Source organism: Halotalea alkalilenta (genome assembly GCF_001648175.1).
GTDB classification, from domain to species: domain Bacteria; phylum Pseudomonadota; class Gammaproteobacteria; order Pseudomonadales; family Halomonadaceae; genus Halotalea; species Halotalea alkalilenta_A.
In genome coordinates, this window is sequence record NZ_CP015243.1 from 3707491 (window position 1) to 3721595 (window position 14105).

The window sequence follows — 14105 nt, forward strand, 5'->3', positions numbered from 1 at the left end:
GGTTTAGCCCGGCTGGGTATGACGGGTAGAACAGGGCGTACTTACCTGACGCTTGAAAGCTATGAATTCTGCTGAGTCTCGAGCTCCTGCTTGAGCGTCTGGGCGTCCTGGCGATCCTCGAAACGCTCGATCTCGATATCCTCGTTGTCGCTGACTTCGACCAGCACCCAGCCCCCTTTTATCGCTCGAATCTCGTATTCACTCTGCATCGCTCCCTCCTTGATCCGGCTTTTGCGGCCGGAAATGGATCTGGTCATTTCCTTCACTGGCTCTGCTCATAGGCACGCAGATAGTTCACATCGTCTTGGAGCTCACGCGACAGCTCATCGAAGCGTGCCATCAACTCAGGCGCGACGCTCGACGTGTCGACCGGCCGGGGCGAGTGTCGTTCGATCTGTTGCTGTTCGCTCGAGAGATGACGCACGGAGCGCCGAAAACGCTCGCAGACCGCTGCATCACCGCCGGAGGAGATCGCCGCGCGGCAGTTGCGTCCCAGGTCGGCCGCTACCGAAAGCGGTGCGATCAGCGCCTGCACATAGGCGGTGGGAGTCAGTCCCTGCGCAGCCAGCGGCACACTGACCACGAGCAGCAGCGCACCCATCGACCATCTATTCATCGCTCGCCCCCCGTACTACGCGTGTTCGCGAAGTATAGTTCCCCCTACTGCAAGCCGTGCCCAAGACTTTGGCGTGGTAGCGATAGAGCAAGCCCTCACCCTAGGCGAAGGAGGGGTGGCGAACACGCGAAGCGAAAGATATCGATGGGTCTGGCGAGATAGCTAAAAAAGAATCCGTCCCCACTGGCGCAGGGTCAAAATTTGGCAATACTGGAAGAGTAAGCTGAAGTGGATGCACAAAGAGGAGGAAATGCCATGCGCGCACCGAAGAAATGGCTGTCCGAAGAAGAGCTCCGTCAGCTTCGCCGACTGGCCACCGACAATCCGCTGCTGCGGGCGCTCGCCAAGCGCAAGAAGCAGCAAGCCGGCTGAAGGCAATATCCCACGCGCCGCCCGAAGGCGGCGCGTCATCTGCCGCTCGATGGCAGCGAATCAATCGCCTACTTCGACTTCGACCGCTTTGAGTACCGCCTCCCCCGACTCCTCTCCATGGTCACGGCACATCTGGGTGTGACTCGAGTACCCTTTCTCGCGTGCGGCTTGATTGAGGGCATCGCGTTCGTTTTCGGCTTCGACCAACAGATCGACCGAGCGATCCTCACTGAAAACACGGTACGTGGTCATGCACGCTCCCATTCATCCGTGACGCGGCGACGTCGCCGTGGCCCAAGCATAGCGCCAAGACGCCACCGATGGCACGTCAACAAAGCTCGACCAGCGTCGCGTTGGCGGTGGCGCGGCTCAGTTCGAGCCTGGCCAGCGTGATCGGCAGCCGGAAACGACGCGGTCCAGCACTGCCGGGATTGAGATAGAGCACCCCTTGGCGGGTTTCGATCGATGGTTTGTGCGAATGCCCGCTGACGACCACGGCAATGCCTTCCCGCACCGGGTCGATATCCAGCTCGGCAAGGATATGGCGCATATGCAGCCGCTGGCCGGCGAATTCGAGCGTCAGGCTGACCGGCAACGAATCGCACCAGGCGTCTCGATCGACATTGCCGCGAACGACGTGCAGTGGCGCGATACACTCGAGTCGCGCGAGCAGCTCAGGCGGACCGATATCGCCCGCATGCACGATCGCATCGACCCCGGCCAGCGCCTCGAGCGCCTCCGCGCGCAGCAGGCCATGGGTGTCGGCGATCACCCCGAGAGTGACCGACTCAGCATTGGCGGGACTCATCCGAGCAGGGCGTCGAGCGTCTCGGCGGGGCGGCAGATCCGGGCGCCTCGGTCGCAGACTACGATCGGCCGTTCGATCAGGATCGGGTGTGCCACCATCGCCTCGATAAGCGCCGCATCGTCGAGCGCCGGATCGTCCAACCCAAGCTCGCGATAGAGCGCCTCCTTGGTACGCAGCAGGCCGCGTGCGGGAAGCTCCAGACGCTCGAGCAACGCCTCGATCGCCACGTGATCGAGCGGGGTTTTCAAATATTCGACGATTGCAGGCTCGATGCCCGCGGCGCGAAGCTTGTCGAGCACCTTGCGCGAGGTGCCACAGCGGCCGTTGTGATAGAGGGTGACCTGCATTGCCGGGCTCCAGGTTGGTCGGGAACGAGGCGGACCAGCGTATCACGCTGGCGCGACCCATCGGGGCACCGCTTCTCCCCTACGATGAAAGGCAAAGTCGGTCCTTGGGCTGCGCAATCGCCGCCGTGCACGTCCTTCACACGGCGGCGAGGCGTGGCGACGCTGGCTCAGAAACTCGCCCGCACCGCCATGATCAGACTGCGAGGAGCGCCGGGATGGTTCTCGGTACGGCTGACAGGGGTCGCGATGTACTCCTCGTCGGTAAGATTCTTCGCGGTCAGCGAGAGTTCGACATGCTCGCTAAGCGGATAGCCGAGCGTGGCATCGAAGCGCTGATAGCCGTCCACCTGGTAGCTGTTGTCGAGATCCCCCTTGCGGCTTCCCACCGTGGTGACGCCGCCGCCCAGGCTCAGTCCCGCCAGGCGCCCGCTCTGGAACTCGTAGGTGCTCCACAGGCTGCTGCTCCAAAGCGGCACGCCGGTCAGGCGATTGCCGATCTCGAGGGTCTCGTCCTCGGTGATCCGCGCATCGAGATAGGCAGCCGACGCGACGACCTCCCAACCGGGAGTGAGCTGGCCAATGATGTCCAGCTCGACTCCCCGGACCCGCTGCTCGCCCGTTTGCAGCGAGTAATCCGCATCGGGATTGCGCGGATCGCTGGTGGCGACGTTCTGCTTGGTGATCTGGAACATCGAGGTGGTCAGCGAGAGCCGGTCGGCGATGAGATCGGCCTTGAGACCAAGCTCGAGCTGCTCGCCCTCCTCCGGGATCAGCGCGGCGCCATCCTGGGCCATGCCGCTCTGCGGGCTGAAACTCTGCGAAAAGCTCGCATACAGCGACAGCGGCGTGATGGGCTGGTAGACGATGCCCAGCCTTCCGGTCATCGAGCCATCGTCGATGTCAGGATCGCTCGTGCCGGCGCGCTGCTCCATGGTCTGCCTGACCTGGTCATAGCGCAGCCCAGCGAGCAGTTTCCATTGCGAGGAGAGATCGATCTGGTCCTGGGCGAAGAGGGAATAGAGCTCGATATCCTCGGTGTAGTCGGAGTTCAGGCTCGCCGCGGGCCGCACCGCGCCATAGACCGGGGTGTATATGTCGATCGGATCGATGTTGGCCCGATAGGAAAGAAAGTCCATGCGCGACTTCGCATACTCGACCCCGCCGAGCAGGCGATGGGTCATGCCCGCGACGTCGAAGGTCGCGATCCCTTCGAACTGCGCCACCAGGTTGGTCGAGTCCTCGATGCGGTCGGTGTAGCGCCGGTTGAGCGTCCTGCCGTCGTCTTCGAGACCGCGAAAATCGATCCCCGTGTCGCGCACCTTCGCGTCGTCGTAGCGAACAGTGCCGCGCAGAGTGAGCCAGTCGTTGGCGAGGTGCTCGGCGCCGAAAGAGAAACGCGTCTTGCGTGCCTCGACTCGTGACCATGACTCGGCAAGGAACCGGTCCCTGGGCAGGCTCACCGCATTGTCGGCGGTGACGATCAGGCCACGGTCGAAGGGTGTTTCCTGCTCGGTATGGTCGATGCCGAAGGTGAAAGTCGTGGCTTGGCTTGCGCTCCAGCGCAACGCGAGGCTGGCCAACTGGCGCTCGCTTCGCGCCGCGGCCGGCCCGCGAAAGCCATCCTCGCGCTGTGTCGCACCGGTGAGTCTGCCGGTCAGCTCGCCGCCGGCATCGATCGGGCCGCTGATCGAACCTTCCGCACGGCGAAAGGCCTCGCTGCCCGCTTGAACAGTGGCGTCTCCTTCGAAGGTATCGGAGGGACGGCGAGTGACGATGTTGATCAGTCCCCCCGGCTGGGCACGACCATAAAGCGCGGATGCCGGTCCTTTCAGCACTTCGACGCGCTCGACATTGGCCATGTCGAGGAAGGTCTCAGGCCGGTCGCCAACGGGATTGAGCATGACCCCGTCGATAGCGTAGCCGGGGGTGTCGAACCCTCTGATCCGGAACGACTCGGCACGGTTACCCGACGTGGACGACTGCTGGACGCTCGAGACCGACTCCACCGCCTCGGAGAGCTGGATGACCTGCCGGTCCTCGAGCAGCTTCCTGGGAATCACCTGGATCGACTGCGGTATGTCGCGCAGCGCAGTGTTGGTCTTGGTCGCGGTGGCGCTGGAGACTGCGCGGTAGCCGTCGACCGGCGCCCACTCGCTCGGCATCCTCGACCCGACCACGGTCAGCGTCGACAGTGCGGCGTTTTCTTGTGTCACCGGCCTGCTCGAAAGCGTCACCGTGTCGCCATCGAAACGATGCCAGGCCAGGCCGGTTCCCGAGAGCAGGCGATCGAGCGCCTCGCTGGGTGCCATCACGCCGTCCACCGCCGCGGCCGAAACGCCGGCGACGAGCCCAGCGTCGGCGCTGACTTGCAAACCGGCCTGGCGACCGAATGCGGCAAGCGCATCGCTCAAAGGCTGAGCGGGAATCGAAAAGCGCCTCTGCCCCTCTGCGGCCTGGCGCGCGGAGGCATCCCCACGAGACGCAGGCGCCCCCGGCGACTGAGCCAAAGCGTCCGCGGCGACTATCACCGCTGCCAGCGAACCGGCCGTCAAGGCGCTGGTCGTCATCCAACGTGTAAAACCGCGCGGCGTCTTGAACCGCGCGCAGAGCGAATGCTCCGATGGCTTCATGGCCGTTCCTCGAAAAAATCAGTCCATCTCAAATGACATAAAATCTCATGCCCTGATGGGTGACGAGGAGGTCGGGATTTTTTTTCACTCCACGGCGATTATTCTTCATCGCCCGGCGCTCGGAGCGACACGACTCTGAGAAACGGGGTCACCTGGCGCACTTCGGCGTCGAACGGCAGCAGCAGCGCGCGCAGCGCTCTATCGGGCGAATGGAGATCATAAAGCCCGGTGGCACGCGCATTCTTCAGTCGTGCATCGGTGATGATGGTCCACCCCTGCTGGTAGCGCGCGAGTTCGCCGATGGCATCCTCGACGCGCATGTCCTGGACGAACAGGTAGCCGCTGCGCCAGATGGCGATCTGATCGACCGGGACCTGGGCATCGACCATCGCGCCCGAACGCCGATCGATGCTCACCCGCTCACCGGCACGCATACTGCGCTCGGGCGCATTGGCCGACGGCGGGAAATCGACCCGCACCGTACCGCTTTTCACCGCAAGCGACAGTGCCTGCGCAGACAGCCGGACATCGAAGCTGGTGCCCACGACCGTCGCCTTGAGGCCCTGCGCCTCGACGATGAAGGGACGCGCGGGATCCGGCGCCACCTCGAAGAAGGCCTCGCCGGCAAGCAGCCGGACCCCACGTTGCGAGGGCCCCATGGTCGTTCGTATCGCGCTTTTCGCCCCGATATGGACGACGCTGCCGTCCTCCAGCTCCACGCGGCGCTGCTCACCGGTCCCGGTGAGATAATCCGCCTCGAGGCGCAAAGACAGCTCAGGCGCGAGCAGCACGAACGTCACCAGCAAGAGCGCCATCGACGCCATGCCCGCCAACAGCCGGCGCCGAGCGGGAAGATGCCGCCGCGACCGAACGCGCAGCGGGCGAGCCTTGGGTTCTGCGGCAGTGCTACCGCGCAGCGAAGGCGAGGCATGATCGGTAGGGGCCGAACGTGGGGATTCGAGTTCGCCGAGCAGTGCCCAAGTATCGAGCGCCCTGCGCCAGGCCGCCGCATGGTCGGGACCGGTGGCCAGCCAGGCCTCGAATCCGGCCAGCAGCGCTGGATCGTCGGGCGATTCATTCAAGCGCAGCAGCCAGTCCATGGCTTCAGCCAAGCGCTGCTCACAGTGGCCTTGATCACTCATGTCCATGCCTCGCGACTTCGACGGCCTTCCGCTTCCGCCGCGCTTGCCGGACACGGTTCATGGGAGGGTATCGGATGGGGTGTCCTCCGCAGGCACGAGTTCGCGGGCGAGCAGCACCAGCGCGTCCCGAACCAAGCGATGCGCCTTGGAGAGGGAGATATCCAGTCGCTGTGCGATCTCCTGCAGGGTGTGCCCCTGAAAGCGATGCATGGTCAGCGCCATTCGAGCCTGCTCTGGAAGCGTCTCGAGCACGCGGGCGAGGCGTTGCAGATCCTGGCGGTGATGCAGCTCCTGCTCTGGCGTGCGTGGCGAGTCCGGCGTCATCCACCAGGGGGGCTCGAGTTGATGACGTTGCTCCGTCGCCCGCCGCCTGACGCTATCCAGGGCGAGGTTGCGCACGATACGATGCAGATAGGCGACGGGTTGGTGCATGGCACTGCCCTGCGCCTGCATGAAGCGGATGAAAGCCTCCTGCACCACATCCTCGGCCTGGGCACGATCACCGACGATCGGCGTGGCGTAATTGACCAGCGCGGACCTGTAGGCCAGAAAGAGCGTCAACTTCGCCATGTGGTTTTCGACGGGCCATCCGAGTGAACGATAGATCGACTGAAGATTCCTTACGACGACCAAGGCAGGGAGAAGTCGCCGGGAATACTCGCAAACCCGCCATCATCACTAATGATTATCATTGTTGTCAATCGAGGGAGGGAGAACGCTCGCCCAGCTGCGCCACGGAACAACGCATGCGAACCTATCGCCGCCCAAGCATTGCGGTGAGTCTTCCTCAGCCGGACAGGCGAGCCACGCACTTGCCAAGGTTGTGACCGGCGAAGAGCGCGAGCAGCGCGCGCGGCAGCGCTTCGAGGGTCGGGCTGCTGGTACTGGCTGATCAACCCGCACAGCACGACCCGGCCATTCCTGCGCATGCAGCGGTTGGCGGCTTCGAAAGCGCCGCCGCCGAGATTTTCGAAGTTGAGCGTCAGCCCGCCCTCACCCACCGCCGCCGACAGCGCTTGGGCATATTCCGGTGCGCGATGATCGAGAGGATGGGAGAAGCCGATCTCCTCGAGCCAGGTGCGTTTGTCGCCGCGCCCCGCGGTCACCAGCACTTCGGCACCCTCGAGCCGCGCAAGCTGGGCGGCGATGGACCCCACTGCGCCGGCGGCGGCACCGACCAGCACCCGGTCCCGCCGCTCGACCCGGCCAATCTCACGCATGCCGAGCCACGCGGTGAAGCCGGTCATGCCAAGCGGATGCAGCCAGGCGAGCGGCGCGGCCGGGTGGCAATGCGACCAGGCCGTCGCCGTCACAGCGAATCTCGCGCTGTACCGGCAGATGACCCACTGCCCACTGCCCCGGCATCCACGCCGGGTCGTCGCTGGCCAGCACCTCGGCCAGGGTCCAGGCCGAGAGCCTGGAGCCGGCGTCCCAACGCGAAATGTAGCCATAGCCCTGGGGCTGCATCCGGGTGCGCATGTAAGGATCGACGCTCAGATAGCGCGGGGCCAGGAGCAAGGCACCCGCGCCCAGGTCGACCCAGGCGCGGGAGAAATGCTCGACGCCGAGTGCCGCCACCGGACGGCTGGCGAGCATCAGGGCTTCGGTGCCGCGCTCGTTCATTTGCCGTACCGGATCAGTTCTGCACCGCGACCACCGAGCCGCCGTCGATGCGCAGGTTGGCGCCGTTGATGAAAGAGGCCCGCTCGGAAACCAGTAGCGCGATCGCCGCGGCCACCTCTTCGGCCCGGCCGCGGCGCTTTTGCACGATGCCCGGGCGCTCCTCCTCGAGGAAACTCGCCACCGCTTCATCGAAAGAAACACCGAGCTGCTTGGCACGGCTTTCCATCATCCCGTCGGTCATCGGTGACTCGATGAACGCCGGTGCCACGGTATTGCACAGCACGCCGTACGCCGCCTCACGGTAGGAAAGCCCTTTGATGAAGGTACCGAGCCCGGCCTTGGCGGCGTTGTAGACCGCCTCTTCCCAGTAGGGCTGCACTGCGTTCTCGGAAGTGATGCAGACCAATCGCCCCCAGCCCCGCTCGCGCATCGAAGGCACGGTGGCACGGGCGACACGCACCGCCGACATGAAGTCGATCTCCCAAGCCTCCTCGTAGTCCTGATCGCTGAGCTCGAGCGGGTCGCCCTTGGCACCGGTCACCCCGGCCGCATGCACGACGATATCGATTGCGCCGAAGCGTTCACGCGCCTTCTGGACCAACGCATCGACCGATCCTTGATCAGTCATGTCAACGGCAACGCAAAGCGGCTTACCGGTGAGCGTCTCGGCGCATCGCTCCAGCGCCGTCTGGTCGAGATCCGACAGCACCAGCGACACGCCCTCCTGATCGAGCAGCGTGGCGGTGGCGAAACCGATGCCACCCGCCGCACCAGTGAGCAATGCCACTCGGCCCTTGATACCCAAATCCATTGAGGTGCCTCCTCATCGCAGTGTCGGGCGCGATGCTGCGCCCGACATCAAGCGTCGTACAAGCCGAGAGGCTTCGCCACTAAGCACGCGGCTCTTCTCGCCCATCATCGCCGGTGAGGTCGCGGTCATTGTCAGGGTCCAACGACGGCTCGGAAACATTGGGCTCGTCGCTGAGCAGGCGTGTTTCCAACTCCTGAATTTGATCCTCACTGACCCCAGCATTGCGACGCAGCGACAGCAACAGGCGGTAGCACAGCCCCTCGAACTGCTTGAGCTGCCCCGACTCGAATTGCCCAGAATCGCGCATCAGCCGATAGATCAGCCGACTGTGACGAAGGAACTCCTGATCATCGGCCACCCCCCAGGCGCTGGCTTGGTAGCTCTGCGCCAGCGACTGCTGCCAGCGACGCATCGCTACGCGCATCCGCGGCTGGTCGTCGACCATCGAGAGGCGGCGAGCCTGCTTGATGACGACGTGGCCAAGGTTGAGCCCGAGCAGCCCCTGCTCGATCAGGTTGCGCCGGCTGCGCTGTCGGTCGGAGAGGTTATTCTCGTAGCGGGCAAGCCGCTGGATGCGCCCGAACATTCGTCCGTTGAACCACTCCTCCACGTCATCCGGCCTCGTCGCGCTCAACTCGGAGATATCCGTCGCGGTGGCGCTGATCAAGCGCCTGCGCATGATCAGTGCGTTCGGCTCGACCACCAGCCGGAATAGCGTATGGAGCACGATTACCCCGATCAGCACCGTCAACCCTCGCTCGACCGAGCCGACCACATCGAAGGTCATGGTGTTGCCCGGCAGCGTCATGATGATATAGGTGAGGCAGAACCCCAGGCTGTAGGCCAGGGTCATCCTGTTGGTAAACCCCATCAGCGCGACGAACAATGGCGCACCGAACACCATGATCAGCATTTCGAAATCGCGCGGCGCATTCGCCAGCAGCACCCCACCGAACAGTATCCCAACCGGGAGGGCGGCGACCGTACCGACGATCAGGAAACGTATGATCATCGTCGGCGCGGGAAACGAGGCGAACATGACGCTGAAGATCACCGGCATCACCATCATCAGAAACGCGGTGTCCCAGCCGGAGGAGATCCACAGGATCGATGCCAGGGCGAACATCAGCGAGGAGCGAAGGCCAATGATCACGCTCAACAGCACATCGTGATGGCGTGAGATGCGCACCGCTTTGAGCCGCAGGCTCTCGGCGTTCTCGACCGCGCTGCGCGCATCCAGCATCACCAGCATCAGTTGGACCACCTCCTGGATCACCTGCACCGCCCGGTGCTGGAGCGCGGTATTGAGCCGGGAGACATCGAAAGCGTTGACCCGCTTGCGCAGTGCGACCAGGAGTTCACGCCGCGCGAGGTGGTCCTGCTCGGCCTTGGCCTGGCGGACCGAATTGCGCAGGTCATCCATCAGCGGGCTGACGACGTCGTCGATCCAGTCCGGGTGCTCGCGAATGAAGTGGCCCAGCACCTGCATTTCGGCGATCAGGCTGAGCGTGCGCTGGGAGAGCAGGTGCGCTGCGCGCGCGCGACCCGGGCCGGTGGGGCCTTCGTAGATCACCGGGCTGGTATCGGCTTCCAGCAGCATCACCGACTCGATCGCATCGAGTAGAGAGGCGTGGCGCTCGGTACGCTTGTCCTCTGGATCGAGATGCAGCTCGACGCTGGCGAGTGCCTTGTCGATCACGTCGTTGGCATGCAGCACCATGGCCTGGCGCACCCGCACTGGCCAGAGCAGCATGCTGACCAGGGTGGCGCAGATGGAGCCGATGCCGATCTCGCTGACCCGCTGCACTGCGACTTCGAAGATGCTGTTGCTGGTCGGCGTCGAGGCCACCGAGATCACCACCACCAGAATCATGGTGGCGGCGATCATCGCGCAGAAATAGGTGACATTGAAATTGTGCGTCATCGCCGAGAGCGTGGCGCAGACGAACACCAGCATCGAAAGCGTGGCCAACGCCAGCGCCGGGGCCTGAACGAACAGCGCGAGCACCAGCAGGCCGATACCGCCACCGACGATGGTGCCGAGCAGCTGAAACATGCCCTTCTCGATCACCTGCCCGCTCTCGGGACGAATCTGCAGGAACACCGCCGAGATCATCGCCCAGTAGGGGCGATCGAAATCCATCAGCATCGAAACGTAGAGCGCCAGCGCCATCGCGATGATGCCCTTGAGCGCGAAGGTCAGCGCGAAGGGCGTCGGGGTGAGAAAGACGGCGAGCTTGGGATTGAGCTTGAAGGTCTCGGCCATGGGCTAGTCTCAGCCGGCGCTCGGCGCCGTCTCGTCCGGGGCCTGGGGCGAGGGCGTCTGTGCCTCTTCTTCCACCGGCGGGCGTATCCGTACCGTCGCGGTCATCCCCGCGGTGAGCAGCGTGCCCTCGGGCACTTCGTCGAGCACTACGTCGACGGGGATGCGCTGGGCCAGACGCACCCAGGTAAAGGTGGGCGCCACGTCGGGAAGCAGTTCGTTGCCCTGCGTGGTGTTGCTGTTCGAAATCCCCCTGCCGATGCTCACCACCCGTCCGCTCAGGCGCTGGGTGCCGCTCATCAGCCAGATGTCGGCGGCGTCGCCAATCCGGATCGAGGGCATCTTGGTCTCTTCGAAGTAGCCGGTGACGTAATAGGAGCCGTCGCGGATCATCGACATCTGCGCGCTGCCCTGATTGATGTAGTCACCTTGGCGCAGCGCCAGATTGACCACATGACCAGAGACGGGCGCACGGTAGAGCGTGCGATCGAGGTTGAGCTGGGCGCTGGCCACGGCGGCCTGCTCGGCGTGGTAGCTGGCCTCGTTGGCGGCGGCGGTGAGCCGGGAGGTCTCGAGATCCTCGCGCGAGATCGACTGGCTCGAAAGCCGCTGGCGGCGCTGGTAATCGTGCAGGCTCTGCTCCCACGTCACCCGCGCGCTCTCCGCGCGCGCCTTGGCCTCGTCGAGGGCGGCGCGATAGCGTGCGTCGTCGACCGCGAACATCACCTCCCCTTGATCGACATGCTCATTGTCGCGAACGTTCAAGCGCGCGATCCAGCCGGAAACGTCAGGTGCGATGGTGATCACCTCGGCGCGCACCCGACCGTCACGCGTCCAGGGGGTGTACATGTAGTAGTTCCAGGTCCACACCCCGGCGGCCACCGCGAGGGCGAGCATGACCAGTGAGAAGAGCAGTCTCGTCAACGTACGCATCGAGCGATCACCATTGAATCACCATTGATAAGTACCGGCGACGTAGGTCACCCCGGCAAGCAGACATACGAACAGCGCCACGTCGAACCAGGCTTCCTGCCAGATCAAACGCCCGAACGGGGACTTGTGCACCAGCGCGCGGATCACCGCGGCGAGCACCAGGCTGATGAAGGTGTAAAAGAGCATGGGGCTGAAGAACACACCACCCCAGGAAAGCTCGCGAAGGTACATGAAGGGCTATCTCCCTCTATCCATCGACGCAGGTCGCAAAGTCCAACGTTCCAGTCTCGGTCCGGACCCGAGGGAGAGGCGCCACGAAACCGTATCGTCCCGCTCGGTATTACTGGGCGAATGCGGCTGATCATGCGGCATTTGGCCGAACGCAAATAGTTAGCCTGCGACACATCAGCCCGATCGTCGCTTCAATGCCCGTGTCGCGCACTCAGTTCGGCGAGCTTGCGGGACATCCGCTCAGCACTCAGGCGCGCCTCGCGCTCGCGCTTGCGCGCCTGCAGCGTTTCGAGCTGCTCGCGGGCATGGCGGGCATCGTCTTCATTGATCGCACCGGCCGGCTGGCCATCCAGGTCGACACGCTCGACGCCAGTGCGTACCGACTTGAGATAGCGGGGAAGATTGACGTAATTGGCCAGCGTGCGACGAATCAGCTTGGCTGGCCAGGGCTCGCGAGCGACCAGATCCTGATGGATGCCGACCTTGAGCGGACGGGTATGGGCCTTGAAGAAAGTCGCCGGGTAGCGCTGATACCACTGATCCAGCAGCGCCTGGGGAGAGGGATGCGGCTCACCTTCGACGGGCGCGGGAGAATGGGGCGCAGGCGCGACAGGAACTTCGGTGGAGAGGGTCGGCGACGCCTCGGAGGGCGCTTCGGAAGATGCTTCGAGAGGTACTTCTAAAGGTACTTCTAAAGGCACTTCGAGAGGTACGTCGGAAGAGGCTTCGACGTCTGGCGGCCGGGCTCGTTCGACCGCGCCATGCTGTGGTTCCAGCATGCCGAGACGCTGTCGTAGCGCCTGATTCTCAGCTTCCAACACACGGACACGCTGCGTCGCCGCTTCGAGCTCGAGAATGGCTGCATGGGCCCTTCGATCGAGTGCGTCGATCAGCGTATCGAGATGATCTGTCACCTTGCCTGCCCCCGTTACTACCACGAAAACGCTTATCCTTTCTGCGCCATGATAGATTAAATCCCTTCGTCGACAAGGGGACACGTCATTCATTCACCTTTGGCGCGCAGCGCCGGAGAGTGACGAAGCGATATGCGGGCTGACCTCCATCGGGGCTGCCCTCGACCCGTTCCCGCTCCTCCCACTCGTTCGCATCGAGGATCGGGAAGAAGGTGTCGCCCTCGATCTCGACATCCACCTCGGTGAGATAGAGCCGGCTCGCCCGCCCCAGCGCCTGGGCATAGATCTGCCCTCCACCGATCACCATCAGCTCCTCGACGCCGTCGAGCAGCGCCTGGTGCTCGGCGGCCTCGAGCGCATCAGTCAGACTCGAGCAGACCCGCACGCCGGGATGGGAGAAGCCGGGATCGCGAGTGACCACCAGATTGAGCCGGTTGGGCAGCGGGCGACCTATGGAGTCGAAGGTCGCCCGTCCCATGATCAGTGGTTTGCCGCTGGTCATCCGCTTGAAGAAGCGCAGGTCCTCGGGCAGGTACCAGGGCAGCTTGCCATCGACACCGATCACCCGGTTGCGCGATAGCGCGGCGATCATCGCGATCCGCGTCGCGCTCATACCGCGACCTCGGCCTTGATGTGCGGATGGGGATCGTAGCCTTCGATCGCGATGTCCTCGAAGCGGAAAGCGAACAGGTCGTCGATCTCGGGATTCAATACCAGCCGGGGCAGCGGGCGAGGCGACCGTGCGAGCTGCTCGCGAGCCTGGTCGAGATGATTGAGATAAAGATGCGCATCGCCCAGGGTGTGGATGAACTCCCCCGGCGCCAGCTCGCAGACCTGCGCGACCATCTGGGTCAACAGCGCATAGCTTGCGATGTTGAACGGCACGCCGAGGAAGATGTCGGCGCTGCGCTGATAGAGCTGACAGGAGAGCCGGCCGTCGGCGACGTAGAACTGGAACAGCGCGTGACACGGCGGCAGCGCCATCTCGTCCACCAGCGCCGGGTTCCAGGCCGAGACCATCAGCCGTCGGGAGTCTGGATTACGCTTGATCGAGTCGACCAGCTGAGCGATCTGGTCGACGTGGCCGCCATCCGGACGCGGCCAGCTTCTCCACTGATAGCCGTAGACCGGACCGAGCTCGCCGTTCTCGTCGGCCCACTCGTCCCAGATTCTCACCCCGTGCTCCTTGAGGTAGGCGATGTTGGTTTCACCACGCAGGAACCACAGCAGTTCATGGATGATCGAGCGCAAGTGGAGCTTCTTGGTGGTGACCAGCGGAAAACCCGCGGCGAGATCGAAGCGCATCTGGTGGCCGAACACGCTGAGGGTGCCGGTACCGGTGCGATCGCTCTTGCGCGTCCCCTCGTCGAGGACGCGCCGCATCAGGTCGAGATAGGGCTGCATCTGGGGCCTCT

The 14105-nt window shown here is 64.1% G+C and carries 17 protein-coding genes; all 17 read right to left on the bottom strand.

Annotated elements, in window-relative coordinates; all coding sequences use genetic code 11:
* Nucleotides 1-59: 59 nt before the first annotated feature.
* Nucleotides 60-209 (bottom strand): hypothetical protein, encoded by a 150-nt coding sequence (locus A5892_RS20565; protein ID WP_190295627.1) that lies wholly within the window; start codon nucleotides 207-209, stop codon nucleotides 60-62.
* Between the two features lie 53 nt (nucleotides 210-262).
* Nucleotides 263-616 (bottom strand): hypothetical protein, encoded by a 354-nt coding sequence (locus tag A5892_RS16600; RefSeq protein ID WP_150123584.1) that lies wholly within the window; start codon nucleotides 614-616, stop codon nucleotides 263-265.
* A gap of 432 nt (nucleotides 617-1048) precedes the next feature.
* Entirely contained in the window at nucleotides 1049-1240 is a 192-nt protein-coding gene (locus A5892_RS16605) for a hypothetical protein (protein WP_064123738.1), read from the bottom strand.
* A 76-nt stretch (nucleotides 1241-1316) separates the two neighbouring features.
* Nucleotides 1317-1796 carry a metallophosphoesterase family protein gene (locus A5892_RS16610; protein WP_064123739.1) on the bottom strand — a complete coding sequence of 160 codons (480 nt, stop codon included), beginning with the start codon at nucleotides 1794-1796 and terminating at the stop codon, nucleotides 1317-1319.
* Nucleotides 1793-2143, bottom strand: a complete 351-nt coding sequence (arsC, locus tag A5892_RS16615; RefSeq protein ID WP_064123740.1) for an arsenate reductase (glutaredoxin) — start codon at nucleotides 2141-2143, stop codon at nucleotides 1793-1795. Before arsC ends, A5892_RS16610 begins: the two co-directional genes overlap by 4 nt.
* Nucleotides 2144-2310: 167 nt before the next feature.
* Entirely contained in the window at nucleotides 2311-4773 is a 2463-nt protein-coding gene (locus A5892_RS16620) for a TonB-dependent siderophore receptor (protein WP_064123741.1), read from the bottom strand.
* Between the two features lie 98 nt (nucleotides 4774-4871).
* Nucleotides 4872-5915, bottom strand: a complete 1044-nt coding sequence (locus A5892_RS16625) for a FecR family protein (RefSeq protein ID WP_064124568.1) — start codon at nucleotides 5913-5915, stop codon at nucleotides 4872-4874.
* A 57-nt stretch (nucleotides 5916-5972) separates the two neighbouring features.
* Nucleotides 5973-6485, bottom strand: coding sequence for a sigma-70 family RNA polymerase sigma factor (locus A5892_RS16630; protein ID WP_064123742.1), 513 nt, complete (start codon nucleotides 6483-6485; stop codon nucleotides 5973-5975).
* Nucleotides 6486-6535: 50 nt separating this feature from the next.
* Nucleotides 6536-7162, bottom strand: a complete 627-nt coding sequence (locus tag A5892_RS16635; RefSeq protein ID WP_064123743.1) for a zinc-binding dehydrogenase — start codon at nucleotides 7160-7162, stop codon at nucleotides 6536-6538.
* Nucleotides 7128-7538, bottom strand: coding sequence for a hypothetical protein (locus A5892_RS16640; protein ID WP_064123744.1), 411 nt, complete (start codon nucleotides 7536-7538; stop codon nucleotides 7128-7130). Before A5892_RS16640 ends, A5892_RS16635 begins: the two co-directional genes overlap by 35 nt.
* Before the next feature lie 13 nt (nucleotides 7539-7551).
* Nucleotides 7552-8349, bottom strand: a complete 798-nt coding sequence (locus tag A5892_RS16645) for an SDR family NAD(P)-dependent oxidoreductase (RefSeq protein WP_064123745.1) — start codon at nucleotides 8347-8349, stop codon at nucleotides 7552-7554.
* A gap of 79 nt (nucleotides 8350-8428) precedes the next feature.
* Nucleotides 8429-10615, bottom strand: a complete 2187-nt coding sequence (locus A5892_RS16650; RefSeq protein WP_064123746.1) for an FUSC family protein — start codon at nucleotides 10613-10615, stop codon at nucleotides 8429-8431.
* Nucleotides 10616-10624: 9 nt separating this feature from the next.
* Nucleotides 10625-11545, bottom strand: a complete 921-nt coding sequence (locus A5892_RS16655) for an efflux RND transporter periplasmic adaptor subunit (RefSeq protein ID WP_064123747.1) — start codon at nucleotides 11543-11545, stop codon at nucleotides 10625-10627.
* An 18-nt stretch (nucleotides 11546-11563) separates the two neighbouring features.
* Nucleotides 11564-11776 carry a DUF1656 domain-containing protein gene (locus A5892_RS16660; protein ID WP_064123748.1) on the bottom strand — a complete coding sequence of 71 codons (213 nt, stop codon included), beginning with the start codon at nucleotides 11774-11776 and terminating at the stop codon, nucleotides 11564-11566.
* Between the two features lie 191 nt (nucleotides 11777-11967).
* On the bottom strand, nucleotides 11968-12690 hold the full coding sequence (locus A5892_RS20000; RefSeq protein WP_223302714.1) for a ProQ/FINO family protein: 723 nt from the start codon (nucleotides 12688-12690) through the stop codon (nucleotides 11968-11970).
* 85 nt (nucleotides 12691-12775) lie between these two features.
* A complete protein-coding gene (locus A5892_RS16670) occupies nucleotides 12776-13303 on the bottom strand; it encodes a dihydrofolate reductase (RefSeq protein ID WP_064123749.1) in 528 nt (175 codons plus the stop codon).
* The gene (locus A5892_RS16675; RefSeq protein ID WP_064123750.1) at nucleotides 13300-14094 is read right to left on the bottom strand and encodes a thymidylate synthase; all 795 of its coding nucleotides are present in this window, start codon (nucleotides 14092-14094) and stop codon (nucleotides 13300-13302) included. Before A5892_RS16675 ends, A5892_RS16670 begins: the two co-directional genes overlap by 4 nt.
* Nucleotides 14095-14105 lie beyond the last annotated feature (11 nt).

What these genes read in the sequence shown, in the direction of transcription:
- A5892_RS20565 (WP_190295627.1), bottom strand. Translation starts at nt 209, where the DNA reads ATGCAGAGTGAATACGAGATTCGAGCGATAAAAGGGGGCTGGGTGCTG.
- A5892_RS16625 (WP_064124568.1), bottom strand. Translation starts at nt 5,915, where the DNA reads ATGAGTGATCAAGGCCACTGTGAGCAGCGCTTGGCTGAAGCCATGGAC.
- A5892_RS16630 (WP_064123742.1), bottom strand. Translation starts at nt 6,485, where the DNA reads ATGGCGAAGTTGACGCTCTTTCTGGCCTACAGGTCCGCGCTGGTCAAT.
- A5892_RS16675 (WP_064123750.1), bottom strand. Translation starts at nt 14,094, where the DNA reads ATGCAGCCCTATCTCGACCTGATGCGGCGCGTCCTCGACGAGGGGACG.
- A5892_RS16670 (WP_064123749.1), bottom strand. Translation starts at nt 13,303, where the DNA reads ATGAGCGCGACGCGGATCGCGATGATCGCCGCGCTATCGCGCAACCGG.
- A5892_RS16600 (WP_150123584.1), bottom strand. Translation starts at nt 616, where the DNA reads ATGAATAGATGGTCGATGGGTGCGCTGCTGCTCGTGGTCAGTGTGCCG.
- arsC (WP_064123740.1), bottom strand. Translation starts at nt 2,143, where the DNA reads ATGCAGGTCACCCTCTATCACAACGGCCGCTGTGGCACCTCGCGCAAG.
- A5892_RS16660 (WP_064123748.1), bottom strand. Translation starts at nt 11,776, where the DNA reads ATGTACCTTCGCGAGCTTTCCTGGGGTGGTGTGTTCTTCAGCCCCATG.
- A5892_RS16650 (WP_064123746.1), bottom strand. Translation starts at nt 10,615, where the DNA reads ATGGCCGAGACCTTCAAGCTCAATCCCAAGCTCGCCGTCTTTCTCACC.
- A5892_RS16645 (WP_064123745.1), bottom strand. Translation starts at nt 8,349, where the DNA reads ATGGATTTGGGTATCAAGGGCCGAGTGGCATTGCTCACTGGTGCGGCG.
- A5892_RS16605 (WP_064123738.1), bottom strand. Translation starts at nt 1,240, where the DNA reads ATGACCACGTACCGTGTTTTCAGTGAGGATCGCTCGGTCGATCTGTTG.
- A5892_RS16620 (WP_064123741.1), bottom strand. Translation starts at nt 4,773, where the DNA reads ATGAAGCCATCGGAGCATTCGCTCTGCGCGCGGTTCAAGACGCCGCGC.
- A5892_RS16610 (WP_064123739.1), bottom strand. Translation starts at nt 1,796, where the DNA reads ATGAGTCCCGCCAATGCTGAGTCGGTCACTCTCGGGGTGATCGCCGAC.
- A5892_RS16640 (WP_064123744.1), bottom strand. Translation starts at nt 7,538, where the DNA reads ATGAACGAGCGCGGCACCGAAGCCCTGATGCTCGCCAGCCGTCCGGTG.
- A5892_RS16635 (WP_064123743.1), bottom strand. Translation starts at nt 7,162, where the DNA reads ATGACCGGCTTCACCGCGTGGCTCGGCATGCGTGAGATTGGCCGGGTC.
- A5892_RS16655 (WP_064123747.1), bottom strand. Translation starts at nt 11,545, where the DNA reads ATGCGTACGTTGACGAGACTGCTCTTCTCACTGGTCATGCTCGCCCTC.